General features: G+C 73.3%; 16 protein-coding genes and 1 other annotated feature (1 of these 17 cut by a window edge). Of the genes, 6 read left to right on the top strand and 10 right to left on the bottom strand.

The genetic code is table 11. The features are described 5' to 3' along the window. Nucleotides 1–146, bottom strand: a sequence feature (16S ribosomal RNA rRNA prediction is too short); it reaches 180 nt to the left of the window's first position. Between the two features lie 499 nt (nt 147–645). The 5 genes from rlmN to HUN59_RS09830 form a co-directional block, all read right to left on the bottom strand. Continuing rightward, a complete protein-coding gene (gene rlmN / locus HUN59_RS09850) occupies nt 646–1,878 on the bottom strand; it encodes a 23S rRNA (adenine(2503)-C(2))-methyltransferase RlmN (RefSeq protein ID WP_174778229.1) in 1,233 nt (410 codons plus the stop codon). A gap of 55 nt (nt 1,879–1,933) precedes the next feature. Then, complete coding sequence (locus tag HUN59_RS19670) at nt 1,934–2,992, bottom strand: C40 family peptidase (protein WP_254629849.1); 1,059 nt, start codon at nt 2,990–2,992, stop codon at nt 1,934–1,936. A 216-nt stretch (nt 2,993–3,208) separates the two neighbouring features. After that, nucleotides 3,209–4,081 (bottom strand): alpha/beta fold hydrolase, encoded by an 873-nt coding sequence (locus HUN59_RS09840; RefSeq protein ID WP_174778228.1) that lies wholly within the window; start codon nt 4,079–4,081, stop codon nt 3,209–3,211. A 97-nt stretch (nt 4,082–4,178) separates the two neighbouring features. Beyond that, nucleotides 4,179–5,249, bottom strand: a complete 1,071-nt coding sequence (locus tag HUN59_RS09835; protein WP_174778227.1) for a helix-turn-helix transcriptional regulator — start codon at nt 5,247–5,249, stop codon at nt 4,179–4,181. After that, complete coding sequence (locus tag HUN59_RS09830; RefSeq protein WP_174778226.1) at nt 5,246–5,413, bottom strand: hypothetical protein; 168 nt, start codon at nt 5,411–5,413, stop codon at nt 5,246–5,248. The genes HUN59_RS09835 and HUN59_RS09830 overlap by 4 nt, the downstream gene beginning before the upstream one ends. Before the next feature lie 272 nt (nt 5,414–5,685). Between HUN59_RS09830 and HUN59_RS09825 the strand changes: the two genes are divergently transcribed. The 4 genes from HUN59_RS09825 to HUN59_RS09810 all read left to right on the top strand — a co-directional run bounded on the left by HUN59_RS09825 (nt 5,686) and on the right by HUN59_RS09810 (nt 8,849). Continuing rightward, nucleotides 5,686–6,036: a GntR family transcriptional regulator gene (locus HUN59_RS09825; RefSeq protein WP_174778225.1), complete on the top strand. Its 351-nt coding sequence runs from the start codon at nt 5,686–5,688 to the stop codon at nt 6,034–6,036. Then, on the top strand, nt 6,033–6,989 hold the full coding sequence (locus HUN59_RS09820; protein WP_174778224.1) for a DUF1648 domain-containing protein: 957 nt from the start codon (nt 6,033–6,035) through the stop codon (nt 6,987–6,989). Before HUN59_RS09825 ends, HUN59_RS09820 begins: the two co-directional genes overlap by 4 nt. 308 nt (nt 6,990–7,297) lie before the next feature. After that, a complete protein-coding gene (locus tag HUN59_RS09815; protein WP_174778223.1) occupies nt 7,298–8,017 on the top strand; it encodes a class I SAM-dependent methyltransferase in 720 nt (239 codons plus the stop codon). A 10-nt stretch (nt 8,018–8,027) separates the two neighbouring features. Beyond that, on the top strand, nt 8,028–8,849 hold the full coding sequence (locus HUN59_RS09810) for a PmoA family protein (RefSeq protein ID WP_174778222.1): 822 nt from the start codon (nt 8,028–8,030) through the stop codon (nt 8,847–8,849). A gap of 30 nt (nt 8,850–8,879) precedes the next feature. On the opposite strand, the gene HUN59_RS09805 is transcribed toward HUN59_RS09810, so the two are convergent. Continuing rightward, nucleotides 8,880–10,283: a protein kinase domain-containing protein gene (locus HUN59_RS09805; protein WP_174778221.1), complete on the bottom strand. Its 1,404-nt coding sequence runs from the start codon at nt 10,281–10,283 to the stop codon at nt 8,880–8,882. A gap of 111 nt (nt 10,284–10,394) precedes the next feature. Between HUN59_RS09805 and HUN59_RS09800 the strand changes: the two genes are divergently transcribed. Together HUN59_RS09800 and HUN59_RS09795 are read left to right on the top strand one after the other, a co-directional pair. Next, nucleotides 10,395–10,898, top strand: coding sequence for a tetratricopeptide repeat protein (locus HUN59_RS09800; protein WP_174778220.1), 504 nt, complete (start codon nt 10,395–10,397; stop codon nt 10,896–10,898). 88 nt (nt 10,899–10,986) lie between these two features. After that, nucleotides 10,987–11,589 carry a dihydrofolate reductase family protein gene (locus HUN59_RS09795; protein WP_174778219.1) on the top strand — a complete coding sequence of 201 codons (603 nt, stop codon included), beginning with the start codon at nt 10,987–10,989 and terminating at the stop codon, nt 11,587–11,589. A gap of 85 nt (nt 11,590–11,674) precedes the next feature. Here HUN59_RS09795 and HUN59_RS09790 read toward each other — a convergent pair whose 3' ends face one another. From HUN59_RS09790 to HUN59_RS09775, 4 genes are all read right to left on the bottom strand, one after another. Next, complete coding sequence (locus HUN59_RS09790; RefSeq protein ID WP_058743411.1) at nt 11,675–11,863, bottom strand: hypothetical protein; 189 nt, start codon at nt 11,861–11,863, stop codon at nt 11,675–11,677. Between the two features lie 26 nt (nt 11,864–11,889). After that, the gene (gene aqpZ, locus HUN59_RS09785; protein ID WP_174778218.1) at nt 11,890–12,690 is read right to left on the bottom strand and encodes an aquaporin Z; all 801 of its coding nucleotides are present in this window, start codon (nt 12,688–12,690) and stop codon (nt 11,890–11,892) included. A gap of 120 nt (nt 12,691–12,810) precedes the next feature. Then, nucleotides 12,811–13,374 (bottom strand): hypothetical protein, encoded by a 564-nt coding sequence (locus HUN59_RS09780; protein ID WP_174778217.1) that lies wholly within the window; start codon nt 13,372–13,374, stop codon nt 12,811–12,813. Then, a partial coding sequence (locus HUN59_RS09775) for a DUF6286 domain-containing protein (RefSeq protein ID WP_217483535.1) occupies nt 13,371–13,913 on the bottom strand: 543 nt, incomplete at its 5' end. The genes HUN59_RS09775 and HUN59_RS09780, both read right to left, overlap by 4 nt.

Raw genomic sequence — 13,913 nt, 5'->3', positions numbered from 1 at the left:
GGCAGTCATATCCAGTATTAGACGTCGTTTCCAACGCTTATCCCAGAGTCAGGGGCAGGTTACTCACGTGTTACTCACCCGTTCGCCACTAATCCACCCAGCAAGCTGGGCATCATCGTTCGACTTGCATGTGTTAAGCACGCCGCCAGCGTTCGTCCTGAGCCAGGATCAAACTCTCCGTAAAAAAATACAACCAACACCCGAAAGCGTCAGCGAGTTGAAACTGACTGTAAAGACTGTCTACTGACAATCAATTCAATCCAAAAGGAATTGCCTCCGACAACCGCAACCCCCAAAAGAGCCGCGATCGCACGGGGTCAAAATAATTGGCATTGACAATGTGCACGCTGTTGAGTTCTCAAGGACCAGACGCACCCACCAATCAGCCCGGTAACACCGGACCTCAACAGAGGGGCTGGAAGTTCGCTGCCCGGGCGAGACTCGGAACCGAACCAACCGGCCGTTCCGTTCTCCGCCTCAGCGGCAACGAGTGATTACTTTACGCAGAGGTGAACAGCAGCGCCAACAGCGGTTGCATCCCGGGCGTGTCGGCCCGACGCCGCTCGGGACGGGCCGGCACCGGGAACGACGAGAGGCACGGTGCGGAACCGCACCGTGCCTCCTGGCCGTGACCCGACCAGCCGTCTACTCGGCCGCAGCCAACTGGCCGCACGCGCCGTCGATCTCCTTGCCGCGGGTGTCGCGCAGGGTCGTCGGGATGCCGGCGGCGTTGAGTCGGCGGACGAACTCGTCCTGCACGTGCGGCTCCGACGAGGTCCAGACCGAACCGGGCGTCGGGTTGAGCGGGATGGGGTTGACGTGCACCCAGCCCTTGCCGCGGGCGTTGAGCTTCTCGGCGAGCAGGTCGGCACGCCAGGCGTGGTCGTTCATGTCCTTGATGAGCGCGTACTCGATCGAGACCCGCCGACCCGTCTTGGCGTAGTACTCGTGCGCGGCGTCGATCGCCTCGTCGGCCTTCCACCGGGAGTTGACCGGGATGAGCTCGTCGCGGAGCTCGTCGTCGGGGGCGTGCAGGGACAGCGCGAAGGTCACGGGGATGTTCTCGTCCGCGAGCTTCTTGATCGCCGGGACCAGGCCGACGGTCGAGACCGTGATGCCGCGGGCGCTCATCCCGAGGCCGTTCGGCTGCGGCGCGACCATGGTCCGGACGGCGTCCATCACGCGCTTGTAGTTCGCGAGCGGCTCCCCCATGCCCATGAACACGACGTTCGTGACGCGCTCGGCGTCGACGCGGTCCTGGCCGCCCTTACGCGGGTCGCCCCCGAGCTCCCCCGCGGCGATGGCCGCGTTCGCCCGGACGATCTGCTCGATGATCTCGGCCGTCGACATGTTCCGGGTGAGGCCCGCCTGTCCGGTCGCGCAGAACGGGCAGTTCATCCCGCAGCCGGCCTGTGACGAGACGCAGAGCGTGATGCGGCCCGGGTACCGCATGAGCACCGACTCGACCAGGGCGCCGTCGTGCAGCTTCCAGAGGAACTTGATCGTGTCGCCCTTGTCCGTCGCGAGACGCCGTGTCTCGGTGAGGAGGGGCGGCAGCATCCCCGCGACGAGTTCGTCGCGCTGGGCGGCCGGCAGGTCGGTCATCGTCGCCGGGTCGGACGAGTAGTGCGTGAAGTAGTGCGTCGAGAGCTGCTTCGCGCGGAAGCCCGGCAGGCCGAGCTCCTTCACCCGCTCGACGCGCTCCTCCACGGTCAGGTCGGCGAGGTGCACGGGCGGCTTGCCGCGCTTCGGCGACGCGAACTGCAGGAGGGGACGGCCCTCGGAGTCCTGCGCCTGGGTCCAGCCCTCGGTGCGCGGGCGCACCTGCGGACGAGCGGAGCGCTGCTCTTCGAACGGGGTGCGGGTCTCGGTGGCCATCTCTCCAGCTTACGGGAGGAGTGCAACCCGTCGGGAACGGGTCACTCCCCTGCGGTCACTCCCCCGCGGGCAGCAGCCGGGCGAAGTGGTGGGCGTTCGGGTACACCGGCACGATGTCGACCGGGTCGCCCGGGTGCGGGGCCTGCAGCACGACGCCGTAGCCGAGGTAGATGCCGACGTGGTCCTCGTTGTCGAACACCACGAGGTCACCGGGCTGGGCCTCGGACTCGGGGATCGTCGTCGCCACGGCGTCCTGCGACGGGACGTAGTGCACGAGCGGGATGCCGACGGCTGCGTAGGCGACCATCGTCAGCCCGGAGCAGTCGATGCCGGAGTGGCTCGCGCCGCCCTCGAGGTACGGGTCACCCATGTACTGCAGCGCCGTCGAGACGATCGTCGCGCGCTTGCCGCCGGCGGACAGGACCTTCGAGATCGCGTCCTCGGCCTGCTGGGTGGTGACCCCGTACTTCGTCACGATCGTCGGGTAGGACACGATCGTCGTCGTGGTGGTCATGCCGTCGGTCTGCACGACGGGGACCTCGACGTCACGGGCGACCGTGTAGGACTGGTTCGCCTCGTGCCCGAACGCGGCCTGGTCGGTGTGGGACGTCGACGTCGCCGAGCGGTCGGCGCCGGTCATCGGGTCGGCGCTCGCGGGGAGGGTCAGCGTCAGGCTCGAGGTGACCGCGAGGGCCGGTGCCAGCAGCAGGGCGGCACGCTTGGCGTTCGCCGCGCGGCGGATGTGCCGCGGGTCGGCGGCACGCTCGGCGCGCAGGGCAGCGGACCGGGAGAGCACCACCGAGCCGGCGACGGCCGTCGAGGCCACCGGGCGGGGCGCGGTGCGGGCGGGACGTCGGACGGCCGGAGCGATGGCCGCGAGCGGAGCGTCGACGGTGCGGGCCGCGCGGGCCTGGTCGACCGCGGTGCCCAGGGCCGAGACGGCCGGAGCCGGGAGGGCGGGTGCCTGGACCGAGACGACCGGAGCCGCGCGCCGACCGCGCGGACGACGCAGCGTCGGCGGCAGGTCGGCCGGGGTCTCAGGGGTCGTGGCGACGCGCTGCGGGCGCGCCGACTCGGTGCCGTCGGGGGCTGCGGGCAGGGCGTGACGTCCCATGGTTCCTTCCGGGTCGAGCGAGCGACTCGGTTGTGTAACGTATTGGTCACGAACCTGGGTCCGCCTGGGCAGCGCCTGCCGGTTCCTGCGGTTCGTCACAGTCTCGGCGCGTCAGCCCAGTCGGTACCGAGGACACGGGGGACGATCCGCCACCGCGTGTCCCCCGTTCCGTCCCCCGGATGCTCCGGTCACAAGGAGCCCTGGGGCCACGGGCCGTCAGCGCGCCAGGCGCTCCGCGACGCGCTGCTGCACCGCGACCGAGTCCGCGTGGTCCCAGAGCGCGAAGTGGGTCCCACCCGGGAGCGTCACGAGCTCGGCACCCGGTACCTCGGCGAGCGCGCGACGGCTGTGCGCCGGGTCGACGTCGGTGTCCGCGTCGCCGTGCAGGAGCAGCGTCGGCGTCCGGACGGCGGCGAGGTCGAGCCGCTCCAGCGCACCCAGGACCCGGACGTCGTTCTCCCATCCGGCGCGGTGCGCTCCGGCGGCGTTCCCGCTCGTCGCGAGGTCGAGCACGGTGGTGCGGCGGACCGGGTCGTGCAGGACGTCGCGCACGTGCGCCCGCAGCGCCGCACCCCGGAGCGAGCTCACGCCCGCGACGACGGTGCCGACGACCGCGCGCGGGACGACGTGCCCAGCGATCGCGGCGAGCGCGCCGCCGAGTCGGGTCCGCGCGACGAACCACTCCGCCGGCGACGCGTGCGGCGGCACCCAGTGTCCGGAGAGGCCGGCCGTCACGACGAGGGCGCTGACCCGGTCGGGGTGCCGGGCGGCGAAGTGGTACGCCGACGGACCGCCGCCGGACCAGGCGAGCACCGCGGTGCGGTCGACGCCCAGGTCGTCCAGGAGGGCGGCGTAGCGGTCGGCCTCGTCGTCGAGGGACGCGTGCCCGGGGATGATCGGGGTCCCGGCGTACCCGGGGCGGGCGACCGCGACGACCCGGAAGCGGTCGGACGGCAGGAATCGGGCCATCGCCTCCGCGCCCTCCAGGCTGCCGGGGGTGCCGTGCAGGACGAGGACCGGTGCGCCCGTGCCGCGCACGGTGTTCGCGACACGTCCGGTGCCGGTCGCGGGGGCTGATCCGGTCTGCATCCCTCGACGGTACCCACGCGACCAGTGGACGGACCGGGGTGCGCCGATGGACGCACCCCGAGCCTCCCGTCCGACCTGCGTGACCACGCAGGGTCCGTCAGCCGACGGTGCGGACCGGACCGCCGGCGACCGCGATGCGGCGCCGCTGCCCGCGCAGTGTGTCGCCGGGGTGCTCGCCGTACCGTCCGGCGTACGACCCGGAGAACCGACCCATGTGGCGGAAGCCGCACGAGAAGGCGACGGCCGCGACGGAGGTCTCGCGGACGTCGGCGAGCTGGAGGGCGACGCGTGCCTTGCCGAGCCGGAGGTCCCGGAGGAAGGCGGTCGGGGTGGTGCCCTCCACGCGTTGGAAGGTCTCCTGCAGCGTGCGGACGCTGACGTCGGCGGCGCCGGCGATGTCGGCGGCGGTGAGCGGGACGCCGAAGTGGGCGTACATGTGCGCCTTCGCGCGATCGATGGCGTCGACCGGGACGTCCGGCTGCCCGCCGTCCGGTTCGGGACGGAACGCCGCGAGCACCGCCTCGGCCAACCGGAGGTCGAGGACCGCCCGGTCGCCGTCCACCACGGCGGTGTCGAGCATGGCGGGAGCGACCTCGCGCAGGGTCGTCTGCAGCGACTCCAGGTGGGTGGAGGGCACCGATGCGGGGAAGGCCAGCGGCACCGGGACGCGCGCGGTGCCGACGACGGCGACGGCCTCGAGGAAGTCCGCGTCGAAGTGGACGAGGTGCATCGTCCCCGGGGGCGCCGTGGTCGCGAAGGGCCGTCCGGCGGGGACCATCACGGGCACGCCGGGCCGGAGGGTCACGCCGTCCTCGCGGTCGGGGTCGATGACGACGCCGCCCTCGACCGACCACGCGAGGACGTACTGGCGACCGGGCGCGAGCACACCGCTCCGCCGGGCGGTCACGGACGACGTCCGGAGGCTGACCCGGTCGTCGCCCGTGGAGCGGTAGCGGAAGTGGAAGGGGCCGTCGGGGGCGATGACGACGTCCCGCCCGCCGTAGACCTGCTCGAGGAGCTCGCGTGCGGCCTCGGGCTCGGTGCCGCTGCGGTGCACCTCGTGCACGGCGACCCGACGGACGCTGACCGGCCCCTCGGAGACGGCCGTGCGGTCCGGGCGCAGCGGAGCCGGGTGCGCCGAGTCCGCGCGCGCCGCCACGGTGCTCACGTCCGCTCCGTCCGGCCACGGACGCGCACCCGCGTCAGGTCGGCCAGCGACGGCGCGGTCGGTGGCTCGGGCAGTGCCCAGCCGCGGCGCACCGCGCGGCGGAGGTGGCGGTAGGTGGTGATGTGGACCGGCTCGACGCGCTGGTCCGACTCGTACTCCGACATCGACGTGCTCCCTGCATCACGCGTCGCACGCGTCGCCCCGGTCGGCCTGTGCCACGGGCCGCCGACACGGTGTGGACGCTCTCGGACTGTCGTGGTCGGCACGCTACGCGGACAGCGGTGCTTCCACGTGGAGCCGGTTGCCAGTCCGCGCATGCTGGACGTTCCGGACAGGAGCGGCCGCACGACGGCGGGTGGTCGGTCCGGTCGAACGTCCCGAACGGTGCCGTCGGACGACCTCGACGCTCGACACATTGTTTGCATAGAATGCGAACATGCTGATCACCGTCGACCCGTCTGCGCGCACCACGCTCGCGGATCAGATCGCCGCACAGGTGCGGCTCGCGATCGCGCGGGGCGACCTGCGGACCGGCGAGCGCCTGCCGCCGGCGCGGGACCTCGCGGCGTCGGTCGACGTCAACGTGCACACGGTGCTCCGCGCCTACGCGCGCCTGCAGGAGGACGGGCTCATCGAGCTCCGTCGCGGCCGCGGCGCCACCGTGATCCGCTCGGGGCACGCCTCGTTCGACCAGCTGCGGTCGCTCGTCGCGGAGCTCCGGAACCAGGCGGAGACCCTCGGGGTCCCGCTCGACGACCTGCTCACCATGATCAAGGGGGAACGATGACGACACGACCGATCGACCGAGGGGCCCGCACGGCGGTGGTGGCCCCTGGGGCGGCACTGTTCGCCGGGCTCGTGGTGGCCGCTGCGGTGCTCGGGCCGACGCTGCCCGCTCGGATCGCGCAGCACTTCGGCGGCGACGGACAGCCCGACGGGTACGGCTCGCCGTGGCCGTTCTTCTGGGTCACGGCCGCCGTCGCCGCCGCAGCCGTCGCCATGTCACTGTGGGCACTCCGCGCGCGGGACCGACGGACCGCGGGACTCGTCGTGCTCGTCGGGAACCTGCTCACCGGGATCCTCGTCGTGACCTGGGTCTGGCTCGCGGTGATCGCCCAGGACCCCGATCCGACGTTCTCCGGGTGGTCGACGGTGCCGGCGCTGCTCGTCGGTGGCGTCGCCGGAGTCGTGCCGCTCGTCGTGCTGCGGCGCGCCGCTGCGCCGATCGAGCGCGGGAGTGCGGAACCGCTCCGGGTCGGTCCGGACGCCCGGGTCGCGTGGCGGGGCCGCACCGGCAGCGCGGTCTTCGGGGTGATCGGCGTGCTCGTGCTCGCGACGGGCTGCACGGTCGCGGTGCTGCTCGGCGTGCGCGGTGAGACCGGCGGTGCGGTCACGACGGCGGTGGTCGCGGTGGTCGCCGGGGCGTCGACGCTCGTGCTCGCCCGGGTCGAGGTGACGGTCGACCGCCGGGGGCTCCGGGTGGTGTCCGCGCTGACGCGCGTCCCGCTCATGCGTGTGCCGCTCGAGCGGATCGACACCTGTGGGTGGGAGCAGGTCTCCCCCGGGCAGTGGGGCGGTTGGGGCTACCGGGTCAGCGGGCGCGGGGTCGCGTACGTCGCGCGGTCGGGTCCGGGGCTGGTCGTCGAGACGACGGGCGGGTCGGCGCGGCTCGTGACGGTGGACGGGGCGGACCGCGCGGCGGCCGCGCTCGGCACCCTGCTCGCGGCGCGGGCGACCTGACGGGAGCGGGTCGCGTCCGGCGGACCGGACGGGTGACGGACGGGAGGCGCGGGGCGGGCTGATGGCGTGCCTCCCGTCCGGTGGTGGGCCGGGCCGGACGGTCCGCGGGCGGCGGGGCGGGCTGGTGGCGCGCCTCCCGTCCGGTCGTGGGCTGGGCGGTCCGGAGGCTGACTGTACGGGCTGGGCGACACTTCACGGGCGGCCGCCGCCGTGAANTGTCGCTGAGCGCGTGAGGTGTGCCGGGGCGCGTGTTGCCAGGTCGGCAACGGCGCTTGCGCCGGGCGGGTGCGACGGGGTGCACTGGGCTGATGGACGAACAGGACGCACGCGACTGGTGGGAGGCGCGCTACGCCGGCAGCGAGGGGATCTGGTCCGGTCGGGTGAACGCCGTGCTCGCCGCGGTGGCCGCGGACCTGCCCGCGGGGCGGGCGCTGGACCTGGGGTGCGGCGAGGGCGGCGACGTGGTCTGGCTGGCGGAGCAGGGGTGGACGGCGACCGGCGTCGACCTGTCCGCCACGGCGGTCGCGCGCGCCGGACGAGCGGCAGCGGCCGCCGGTGTGGACGGACGGACGACGTTCGTCGCGGCGGACCTGGCCACGTGGGCACCCGAGGACGACGAGCGGTACGACCTCGTGACGGCGTCGTTCCTGCAGTCGTGGCCGGTCGAGATCCCGCGGGCGGCGATCCTCCGCCGGGCGGCCGGGTTCGTCGCGCCGGGCGGGCACCTGCTCGTCACGGCGCACGCCGCACCGCCGCACGGGGACCTGCCCGAGGAGATGCGGGCGTACCGGTTCCCGACGCCGGAGGAGGACCTCGCTGCGGTGCTCGGCAGCGACGAGGCGACGGCGGACGACCCGGCGGCGGGCGGTCCGGCGGCGGGCGGTCCGGCGGCGGGCGGTCCGGCGGCGGGCGGTCCGGCGGCTTGGGCCGTGCTGTCCGCGGAGCGCCGACCGCGGACGACGACCACCGCCGACGGCACGACGCACGAGACCGAGGACAGCGTGGTCCTCGTCCGGCGCCGGGCGTAGCCTGCAGCGCGTGGAGCACACCGCGGTCGACCGGGTCCTGCGCACGCTCGAGGTCGGCGGGACCACGGTCGCGACGCTCGTCGACGGCGGTGCGAGCCCGGTCGCGTGGAGCCCGCGGCCGTTCCTGCACCCGGTGCTGACCCTCGCGGGCACGGTGCTGACCGACGCGCGGCCGGACGATCACCCGTGGCACTGCGGTGTCGGGACGGCGGTGCCCGACGTCGACCGCGTGAACTGCTGGGGCGGGCCGACGTACGTGCACCCCACCGGGTACGAGGAACGCGACGACCACGGGCGGGCCGTCGTCGCGGGGGCCTCGGACGGTGCCGGGACGCTCACCCAGGACCTGCGCTGGACCGGCTCGGGCGGCGCGGTGGTGCTGCGGGAGACGCGGACGCTGACCTGGGTCGCTTCGGGCTCCGGCTGGGTGCTCGGGTGGACGTCGGCGTTCCGCGCGCCGGGGTCGTCGCCCGTCCGACTCGGGAGCCCGGGGAGTCACGGCCGTGCGGGAGCCGGGTACGGGGGCTTCACGTGGCGGTTCGCGCCGTGTGACGACGTCGCCGTGCGGACGTCGACCGCCGTGGGCGAGGATGCCGTGCACGGGGCCGTCGCACCCTGGGTGGAGTGGACCGGGACGTTCGACGGGCGGCACGGGTCAGGGGCGCGTGCGTCGGTGCGGTTCGAGGCCCTGGGCCACGCGGACCCGTGGTTCGTGCGGGTCGCTGGGTACCCGGCGGTCGGGTCGGCGCTGGCGTGGGACGCCCCCGTCGTGGTGGAGCCCGACGCACCCCTGGTGCGGTCCTTCCGGGTGACGGTCCGCGACGAAGCGTGACGGTCCGCAGCAGCCGACCGGTGGTGGCCGTCAGGCGCCGGACTGCTGCACCGGGAGGGCGTCGCTCGTGGTGCGTAGGGACTCGCGACGGAGCTCGAGCTGCGTGACCGCCAGGGCCGCGAGGTCCCGGAGGTTCGCGAGGTCGGCCTCGGTCGCCTCGCGCGGGCGGGTGTCGAGCACGGCCAGGGTGCCGACTGCGGTGCCGTCGTGGCGGAGCAGCGGGACGCTCACGTAGAACCGGAGACCGAGTGGCCCGGTGACGAGCGGGCTCTGGCGCATCTCCGGGTGTGCGGCGCCGTCGGGGATCACGACGGGCACCGGCACGGGGGCGAAGCCGTTGCGGAAGGTGATGTTGCGCGCGGCCTCGTCGACCCCCTCGGCGATCCAGGACTGCGTCCACTCGCGGTCGTCGTCGAGCACGTCGACGAGGGCGATCGGGGCGTCGAACAGGCGCGCGGCCATGGCGACGGTGCGCTGGAGGGACTCCTCGGGCAGGGAGTCGAGCGTCGCCGGACGGGCGTCGGCGGCCGCGGGAGCCGGATCTGCTGCCGTCGGGTGCGCCGGTGCCGCAGCGGAGGGCTGCTCGGGCTGCGCGGTCGCGGTCTCGGCGATGACGACGTCGCGGAGCATCGTGACGAGCTGGGCGCCGAGCGGCCGGGCCGTCGGGTCCTGCGCGGTCATCGCCCGGAGCACGTGCTTCCAGTGCTCGGGGAGCGGCTCGGGCACCACCGGGTCGCGGGTCAGGCGCGCGATCGCGGACTCGACGAGCGAGCCGGGGAACTCCCGGCGCCGGGTGAAGCACTGCAGCAGCACGAGGCCGAGCGAGTAGACGTCCGTCGCGGGTCCGACGTCGCCGCCGCGGGCCTGCTCCGGGCTGAGGTACGCGGCGGTACCCGTCGTCACACCGTCCGCGGTGAGCCGCTCGACCCCGGCCGCGAGGGCGATCCCGAAGTCGGTCAGGCGCGCGCGGGCACGGTCGGAGCCGTTGCCGTAGTCGACGAGCAGGATGTTCGAGGGCTTGATGTCCCGGTGCACGACGCCGTGGGCGTGGATGTAGTCGAGCGCCTCGGCCATGTCGTAGCCGACCTCGGCGATGTGCTTCGGAGCGAGCGGGGCGACCTCGAGCCGTTCCTCGAGGTCCTGCCCGACGACGAGCGACATCACGAGGAACCGGCGCGGCCCGCTGCCGACGACGTCGACGACCCCGGCGTCGAGCAGCCCGACGAGGTTGTGGTGCTCGAGCGCGGCGAGGACGCCGAGCTCGGCCTCCTGTCGGGCGAGGTCGACCGTGCCGGGATTGAACAGCTTCACGGCGACGGGTCGGTGCAGCACCTCGTCGGTGGCGCGGTACACGACGGACATGCCGCCGCGGCCGATCACGTCGCCGAGGCGGTAGCGCCCGTCGAGGAGCGGCGCGGCGTCGTCGTGTCCCATGGGTTCCTTGTCGTCCTGTCGGTGGGCAACGATGCATCTTCGCATCCCGCTGCGCCGCGTGCCCGCCGAGCCGCGCTCGGTGGCCGGACCACGCACCGCTACCGTGGCCGGATGGACAGCAGGGACGACGAGTGGGAGGCGCGGGTCGCCGCGCTCTGGGCCGACGAGACGGTGGACGACCGCGACCGCATCGACCGGATGCGCGAGCTCGCGGCGACGGCCCCGCACCCGGCACTGGGGGCGTTCGAGCTCGGCGGCGCGCACGACTCCGGCGGCGACGAGGCCGGCGCCCACGGTCACTACGCGGCAGCGACCGCCGCGGGCCTGGACACGGTCGACCCGGACCGTGCCGCACAGATGGTGGTGCAGCACGCGTCCACGCTCCGGAACCTCGGCCGCGTCGACGAGGCGATCGCGATGCTCCGGGACGCCCACGAGCACCCGGCGACCGGTGCGGCGCCGCGGGTGTTCTTGGCGCTCGCACTGCACAGCGCCGGACGGGTCGACGAGGCCCTGCGCGTGGCGATCGAGGCCGTCGAGCCGACGCTCCCTCGCTACCACCGGTCGGTGCGGGCCTACGCGGCGGCGCTCACCGAGCAGCACGTCCAGGACTGACGACCGGCGGGCACTGACGGCTGTCGCCGGCGGGCGCTACCCTCGCGGTCGACGAGCAACGAGCAACCGGCACGACGAAGGAGTCCCCATGCCCGCACGGTTCGTGTACTGGATGAACGTCTCGGTGGACGGGTACATCGAGGCTGAGGCGGGCGAGCACGCCGGCCCCGACGCCCCCGGCTGGGTCCGGATCGACGAGCAGCTGCACCAGGAGTTCAACGACCGCGCACGCGCGATGTCGCTCTCGGTGGAGGGCCGGATCGTCCGCGAGATGATGGACCCCTACTGGCCGGACGCCCGCTCCGACGAGGACTCACTGCCGGTGGAACGCGAGTACGGCGAGATCTGGACCGCGCAGCCGAAGATCCTCGTGTCGCGGACCCGTACCGAGGCCGACCACCACACGCGGGTGATCGGTGCCGACGGGGACGCGATCGCCGAGCTCGCGAGGATCCGCGCAGAGGGTGCCGGGGACGTCGGTGTGGGCGGGGCGAACCTCGCCACGCAGCTCCTGGACGCCGGGCTCATCGACGAGCTGCTCCTGTTCGTGCACCCCGCCGTGCTCGGACGCGGCCGACCGCTCTTCGACTCGCCGGCGTCGGGCTCCCGCCCGCCGCTCCTGCTCGACCTGCTCGAGACGAAGGCCTTCGACAACGGCGTGGTGCTGCACCGGTACGCGGTACAGCGGTAGCGGCGGTCGCGACGCGACCACGCAACGGACGGGAGGCACGGTGCCAGCTGGCACCGTGCCTCCCGTCCGTCTGGGCGAGCGCCCGTCAGTGCGACGCGGCCTTCTCGATCTTCTTGCGGAGCTTCGCGCGCTGCTTGCGCGCGTGCGGGTCGTTCCAGGCCTTGCGGATCGTCTCGGCGGTGCTCGTCTTCTTGACGACCGGTCGGTTGGACCGGGACCCGATCCAGAAACCGATCAGGACGATGGCTCCGATGACGATGATGCGGTTGCGCACGGTGGTCTCCTCTCGCGTGGGGTGGGTCAGCTCGTGATGCGGCGGCGTCCGCCGACGCGGACGATCAGGCCGGCGACGATTCCGCCGACGATCGGGGCGACGATGAACACCCACAGCTGGGCGAGCGGCGTGGCCCCACCGTAGACCGCGGTCGCGATCGAACGTGCGGGGTTCACGGAGGTGTTGCTGATCGGGATGCTCACGAGGTGGATCAGGGTCAGGGTCAGACCGATGCCGATCGGGGCGAGGGCCTGGTACTCCTGCTTCGCGGTGATCGACAGGATGACCGCGATGAAGACCCCGGTCAGGACGGCCTCGGTCAGGAAGACGGCGCCGAGGTCGTAGCCGCCCGGGCTCGCGCTGCCGAAGCCGTTCGACGCGAAGCCGGCGTCGTGCGCGGCGGAGAAGGCCCCGGCCTTGCCGGAGAGCACGACCGCGATGATGCTCGTCGCGGCGAGTCCGCCCACGACCTGCGAGACGATGTAGCCCGGGACGTGCTTGACGTCGGTCCGCCCTGCGGCGAGGAGACCGAGGGTGACGGCCGGGTTGAAGTGGCCGCCGGAGATGTGTCCGACGGCGGCGATGCCGGCGACGAGCGTCAGGCCGAACGCGAGTGCGACGCCGAGGAAGCCGACGCCGGACTGGTTGTCGGTGTCGCTCGGGAAGTTCGCCGCGAAGAGCGCGGTCCCGACGCCGCCGAGGACGAGCAGGAACGTGCCGAAGCACTCGGACAGGTAGCGGGCGAGCGGGCTCCAGGTCGCGGCGTCCTCGCGGCGCTGCTCCGAGGTCGACGCGCTGACCGCGCCGGGGGTGTTCTTCCGTGCCATTCGGGGTGCCTCCTTGTGCGGGCATGACGGATCACCGGACGAGGGCGTCCGGGCAGCACTCGGCCGGGAGACGTCGAGCGTCTCCCGGCCGGTGTTGGTGCGGTGGTGGGGTCCGGCGTCCTAGTGGACGCGGGTGGTCTTGGCCAGTGCGGTGCGGGTGCCGCCGGTGAGGTGGACCAGGACCGGGAGTTGCTGGCCGAGGGTGGTGTCCAGGGTGCTGACGGCGTGGTCGACGGCGTCGAGGACGGTGACGGCGTCACCGCCGCGGCGGACGTGGACCCGGATCCGTGCGGCGCGCTGCTGCTTGACGGTGTACGTGTCGACCTTCGCGGCGACGACGTCGCGGACACCGTCGAGTTCGTGGTCGATGACGTCCCGCACGAGGGCGACGTTCACGGTGACCTGGTCGTCCCCGGTCTTCGTGCGGGCAGCGACGGACGTGCCGCCGCCGCCGCGGGTGAAGACCACGATCAGCGCCAGGACGATCACGACCGCGCACACGGCGGCGATGATCCACAGCGACGCCGCCGGGACGGTGACCTTGTCGGGCAGGGTGAGGTATGGCTGGAGGGCGTCGCGGACGGGGGTGAGGACCCCGGCGCCGATGGTGACCCCGACGATGACCGCGACCAGGCCCAGCAGGAGCAGGATGATGCGGTTCAGGGTGCGGTTGGTGGTGGTCATGCCAGCGTTCCCTTCTGCTCCACGTGCACCTTCACGTGGGTGCCGTGCTTGCCGCCGAGCCGACCGAGACGGTCCTGAACGGCTTGCTGGACGACGTGGGTGTCGACGGGGATACCGGACAGGGGCACCACCCGCACCTCGGTGCGGTGCCCCCTCGCGGAGGCGCTGGTGTTGGACTCGGGGACGCCGGCGGCGAGGGCTGCTGCGTTCGCGGCGGTGGAGGCCAGGATCCTGGTGTCGATCACGACCGCGCCCCGGTCGTGGTCCACGACCGAGCGGGGCTGCCGGCCGGGCCCCACCGCGAGGACGATCAGGATGATCCCGACGATCACGAGGACGGCGGCGATCACCTCGGCGATGGTCGTGAACGCGGCGTCGGGCTGCAGGGCGGCGTCGACGATGGTCTGCGGGTCGGCCAGCAGCGGGGGCTGGCCGATGGCCTTCAGGACCGCTTCGACGCCGATCCACGCCGCGACCAGGGCGGTGACGATCAGGGTGATCGCGACCGCGGTGGACCGGGACCGGTGCACGCTCCGACG

The organism is Curtobacterium sp. Csp2 (genome assembly GCF_013347165.1).
Note: the sequence above shows the minus strand (reverse complement) of the source record. Positions and strands in the feature narration are given on the sequence as shown.

What these genes read in the sequence shown, in the direction of transcription:
- HUN59_RS09815 (WP_174778223.1), top strand. Translation starts at nt 7,298, where the DNA reads ATGGACGAACAGGACGCACGCGACTGGTGGGAGGCGCGCTACGCCGGC.
- HUN59_RS19670 (WP_254629849.1), bottom strand. Translation starts at nt 2,992, where the DNA reads ATGGGACGTCACGCCCTGCCCGCAGCCCCCGACGGCACCGAGTCGGCG.
- aqpZ (WP_174778218.1), bottom strand. Translation starts at nt 12,690, where the DNA reads ATGGCACGGAAGAACACCCCCGGCGCGGTCAGCGCGTCGACCTCGGAG.
- HUN59_RS09840 (WP_174778228.1), bottom strand. Translation starts at nt 4,081, where the DNA reads ATGCAGACCGGATCAGCCCCCGCGACCGGCACCGGACGTGTCGCGAAC.
- HUN59_RS09805 (WP_174778221.1), bottom strand. Translation starts at nt 10,283, where the DNA reads ATGGGACACGACGACGCCGCGCCGCTCCTCGACGGGCGCTACCGCCTC.
- HUN59_RS09825 (WP_174778225.1), top strand. Translation starts at nt 5,686, where the DNA reads ATGCTGATCACCGTCGACCCGTCTGCGCGCACCACGCTCGCGGATCAG.
- HUN59_RS09780 (WP_174778217.1), bottom strand. Translation starts at nt 13,374, where the DNA reads ATGACCACCACCAACCGCACCCTGAACCGCATCATCCTGCTCCTGCTG.
- HUN59_RS09800 (WP_174778220.1), top strand. Translation starts at nt 10,395, where the DNA reads ATGGACAGCAGGGACGACGAGTGGGAGGCGCGGGTCGCCGCGCTCTGG.
- HUN59_RS09795 (WP_174778219.1), top strand. Translation starts at nt 10,987, where the DNA reads ATGCCCGCACGGTTCGTGTACTGGATGAACGTCTCGGTGGACGGGTAC.
- HUN59_RS09820 (WP_174778224.1), top strand. Translation starts at nt 6,033, where the DNA reads ATGACGACACGACCGATCGACCGAGGGGCCCGCACGGCGGTGGTGGCC.
- rlmN (WP_174778229.1), bottom strand. Translation starts at nt 1,878, where the DNA reads ATGGCCACCGAGACCCGCACCCCGTTCGAAGAGCAGCGCTCCGCTCGT.
- HUN59_RS09830 (WP_174778226.1), bottom strand. Translation starts at nt 5,413, where the DNA reads ATGTCGGAGTACGAGTCGGACCAGCGCGTCGAGCCGGTCCACATCACC.